At 32.5% G+C, this 4377-nt stretch carries 5 protein-coding genes; 3 read left to right on the forward strand and 2 right to left on the reverse strand.

Going from position 1 to position 4377, the window contains the following annotated elements; all coding sequences use genetic code 11:
- Nucleotides 1-117 precede the first annotated feature (117 nt).
- Nucleotides 118-564 carry a hypothetical protein gene (locus ACWVCY_RS10055; protein ID WP_455142616.1) on the forward strand — a complete coding sequence of 149 codons (447 nt, stop codon included), beginning with the start codon at nt 118-120 and terminating at the stop codon, nt 562-564.
- Between the two features lie 587 nt (nt 565-1151).
- On the opposite strand, the gene ACWVCY_RS10060 is transcribed toward ACWVCY_RS10055, so the two are convergent.
- Nucleotides 1152-1637, reverse strand: a complete 486-nt coding sequence (locus tag ACWVCY_RS10060; protein ID WP_455142618.1) for an SLC13 family permease — start codon at nt 1635-1637, stop codon at nt 1152-1154.
- Between the two features lie 245 nt (nt 1638-1882).
- On the opposite strand from ACWVCY_RS10060, the gene ACWVCY_RS10065 reads away from it, so the two are divergent.
- Together ACWVCY_RS10065 and ACWVCY_RS10070 are read left to right on the forward strand one after the other, a co-directional pair.
- Nucleotides 1883-2407, forward strand: coding sequence for a hypothetical protein (locus ACWVCY_RS10065; protein WP_455142620.1), 525 nt, complete (start codon nt 1883-1885; stop codon nt 2405-2407).
- A gap of 18 nt (nt 2408-2425) precedes the next feature.
- Nucleotides 2426-2890, forward strand: coding sequence for a hypothetical protein (locus tag ACWVCY_RS10070; protein WP_455142622.1), 465 nt, complete (start codon nt 2426-2428; stop codon nt 2888-2890).
- Nucleotides 2891-3032: 142 nt separating this feature from the next.
- Here ACWVCY_RS10070 and ACWVCY_RS10075 read toward each other — a convergent pair.
- The coding region (locus ACWVCY_RS10075) for a serine hydrolase domain-containing protein (protein WP_455142624.1) at nt 3033-4377 on the reverse strand (1345 nt) is incomplete at its 5' end.

Consider the following 4377-nt stretch of genomic DNA (forward strand, 5'->3'; position numbering starts at 1 on the left):
AAACTAAACAATATTATGAAATATTAAAGAATAGAGGTAAATTTATTCCGAAAGGCAGTTTTTACTAAAAAGGACTAAAAATAAACATCAATAATTATTAGAGGAGAAAGATATGGTATGACACCTACAGATAAAAAAATAATAGCACCAGACCTATCTAGTTTTACAGATAGAATGTATTGGTTGTTTAAGCAGGATAAAAATATCAGTTTCGTTGTTTTAAACACTATACCGCTCAAACTTAAGGAAAAAGAGCCATCAGTGGTAAGAGGACTTGTGCACTCCAGCGAATTTCAAGGAGATAATGGTGGTATACATCCTATTTCGATACCATGTGACTCAGTTGAAGAATTATTAATGTTTCTAAAAACCGAGAATAAAGATTTTAAAATGAAACCAGTAAAGGAAGTTCACTCTTCAGAGACACACGAGGTTTTTATTTCAGCCAGAGTTCAATTAAAATTATCTAATGCACATTATCAGGTATTATATGCAATCGATAAAGCAAGAGAAGAAGAACACAGGGAGATGTTAAGTTCCTTTAAAAGAAATGAGAATAAGTGACTGGTCAGAGATGTGAGTTACTAAAATTGGATTAATATTACCCATGGGAATTTCAGAAGAGTATAATAGAAAAAAATTCCGTTTTATGGTCTGTGTTCTCTTGTAATTGCGTAGCTGGGATTATAAATCGATTTAGTATTAACTAATTTTATTCCTATATCAATTTTTTTCAGAACAAGTTGTTGATATTATCACATTAATTAATGATATATGGATCAAATTATAAAAGTTGAGGAAAGTGGAAATCCTTTCATCACTAATTTGAAATTGTATAATAGGTCTTCGAATGTAAGATAATCTTCTATTATAAATCCAAGGCCAAATGTTATTGGACTCAAATCCATCAGGAGGTTCTTCAGATTTATTACGAGGTGAGAGACTAAATTCATTGAGCGATCTTTCAGTTTTTTCAATACTTAATTTAAAATCAACTTTGACTTCATCGAAAAATATAGTCTTAGATATTAATATCAAACTCTAGTTTCAGTTGTTATCAGAATATAATATCAAACTCAACTCTAGTTGGGAAAAGTATCGCTTCTAAAAATCATCCGCTATAGAAATCCAATCTAAACTCATAGAAGTTTTTAGAGGATTAAGGGGGAAAGAATAATGAGATAGATCGTACTGGTCAAGAGGTGTAAAAATCCTAGCAGTGATCCAACTCTCATAAAATCCATAAAAGAAATTGGCGAACCTTCTTGACTTGATAGATTTATAGCTAGAATATTTGCTGGACTGCCAATTGGTAGGATGTACCCTCCTATATTCACCGCTATTACTAATGCCCACCAGTCTATAGCCGTCACAGCACCCGCTGCTTGTAAATCTGTGAAAACAGGGGCTAATGCGGCTGAAACGGGAATATTATCAACGACTGTTGAAATAATCCCTATTCCAAATGTAATGAAAGGTAAACTAAGTATTAGATCTAATTCTAAAATTAGCATAAGAAGCTCACCCAAGAGTTCGAGTATTCCGAGAATTTCAATCGAACTGACAAGAATAAAAAGCCCCATGATAAAATAGATGGAAATCCACTCCACGTCTCGAAAATTTTCTATAGGATGCATACCACCAAGAGTAAGAGTCCCGCTGCTACTAATAGTGCGATTTCAGCAGCTTTTAGATTGAAGAACTACAATTAATATACCTTTTTGATTAATTTCAGTAGTTGTTTCACCTTCCATTTCATCTTTCAATATGATGTTTATACCCTGGACAGATTGTCAATAAAGTGTTCAGGCTCTGTACAAGACTGTTCAGAGTATAGGTTTATAAGGAGTGTAGATTTGGTAAAATTAGGTGAAAATTCATCATGAACATCTTAATAAACTCATATATTAAAGGATTGATCGTTACTATTATCGTAGTAAGCGTTTCAATTGGATCTGCAGTCGTTGTAGATAAGAATTCAGTCTTTATACCACAACATCAGTTTAATTTCGAATTAACTGATACGTTGAATGATGTGAATGATAGTCAAATAGATATCATTCGATATGGATCTTTTAAACAAAAAGATGCAGTAGTTTTGTATTTAGAAGTTACTGGTGTTATAAATACTTCTTTAAACTATCGTCTATTTATTGTAGCAAAAACCCCTGGAGAAGAAAGTGCACATATTTACTTTAATGATGTTACAGAGGGTAAAGAAAGCAATTATCAATCAGTAGTGATAGTTGATGGAAACCGTCTAGAAGTTCATTTCTCCCAGAAGCAGTTTATTACAAATTCTTATATGACTGGTGTTGAGGTAAGTGCTTCCTCCTTTAGTGAGGAAGATAATACACCTTCTGCTAGAGACAATCCACTAAAAACTCTGTTTTTAGGAATATTCTAATTTTACGGAGAGATTCTGATGACCAGTTTAGAACTCAATGAACTAAAATTGGAGGAATTATTAGTTAATAATCATATCACCTCCATCTTTTTACATCTAAAAACAATGAATAAACCGTTAGGAGTCCGTGAAATTCAAAGAAATCTCAATATTAGTAGTGCGGGAAGTACTCATTGGCATTTGCAAAAATTAGTTGATAATGGTGCAATTGATCAAGTTGAAGGGAATAAATATAAAATTGCGGCAAAATATGCGAATCTTCGTACCATACCCCTCAGAGTTGTGCTTAAGCATTATCTCATTGGGAATCAACTTGTTCCCAATGTCTTTTTCCTAATCTTTTTTCTGATTAATATTGTTCTGCTTTTGTCAATTGCTTTTATTCTCAATTTATGGATCACAGGGTTTTTTATTGGGGTGTTTAGTAGTTTAATTAGTTTAATTGCACTTGTCAAGTTTTATCAAGAGATGGTAAAAAAATAATATCTCTTTGGTCAATCTAACGGCAAATCTGTCTGAGTAAAAGACCAAAAAAATTCCTCTCAAATCAATATGGAGATGATGATAAAATACTCCCTCTCTCATCCTTTTCCTCCCTAGTAGTACACATTTTCCTGTAACTTCGTTATTTCAGTTTTTTTGTAATTTCTCTAATTTTAGCGGATTCTTCATCGTGTTCGAAATATTTTAATAGACTGATGACAGAATTAACCATCCAATTCGTTAGAAATTTATGTTTAGGATTATTTTCGACTAAATCAGTAAAATATTTCACGGGATGTGTGATTTTAATACCACGAACATTGTCAACAAGTAGATAATCATTTTCAAAAACGACAGCAGCACCTGTATGGGTGAAAAAGACATTTTTTCGATTTGGATGAGGGTACAAATTTCCATTTGTAAATCCCTTTACCTGAAGTGCATTGTTAACATATTTTACCGCAATATACAGTGCCTCAGTATAATAGAGGCCAATTTGATAAATTCCTTCGAATCTGCTGACTTCTTTATCGACTTCTACAGGTTTTAGTATTTTCCCCTTATAATCGAGATTAACAATACCTTCAGTTTTAGAGTAGTATTGCATACCAATTGGATCATTATCATCATTAAATAAAAAAATAACTCCATCAGGTATATTAGCTGTAAAAATTTTTTCATTAAGAGGGACCAAATAGTCTGTTTGTTCACCATAGTCAAGATATAACCCTTTTTCATCAATATTTACTATTACGCTTATAAAAGCTCCAACATAATACCCAATATAATTTTTTAGGCTACTTGGATCGACTTCAACTTTAAGTGATCCCTCAGGAGGGAATTTTGACCCATCAATGTTAACACCTTTATTTCTTAGGATAGAAGCTATAAAATTCACCAAGAGTTTCTTAATTTTTGTTAGATCAGTATACTCTTGATTATAGAGTAGTGATAATCCGAAGTTATGATCAGGTGACCAAAATAATTCACTGCAATAACCAAAACCCCCTCCAGGATGACTGTAAAACACTGTACCAAATTGGTTCTTGACATCTGTACCAAGAGAATACCCACCAGCTTTATCTGTTTCCAATAGTAACCTAAAATATTCCTCTTTCAATATTTCTTTTCCATTGTACTTGCCTCTATTTAGTAAAAACTGAATGAATGTTCCCATATCTTTTATTGATATAAATATTCCACCACAACCATACGCGGTATCAAGTTCATTGGCAAGATAACTTCCTAGGTAACCTCTGGAAACATTATTAGTTAAACTAAAATCAATGTCAAAAGTAAATTTTATCCCTAAAGGATCACCTAGAAGATCCTGTATCAGCTCTGGATAAGGTTTTCCTAAAATTTGTTCCAAAATATATGTAATAAGATCCATTCCGATATTGGAATAAGCAAAACTTGTACCCACTGGAAATTTTAACCAAGAGTCGTTAATACCTAGAATATGTTTCCTCCAAGTTGGTTTCTTG

It is taken from the genome of Candidatus Hodarchaeum mangrovi, assembly GCF_975850365.1.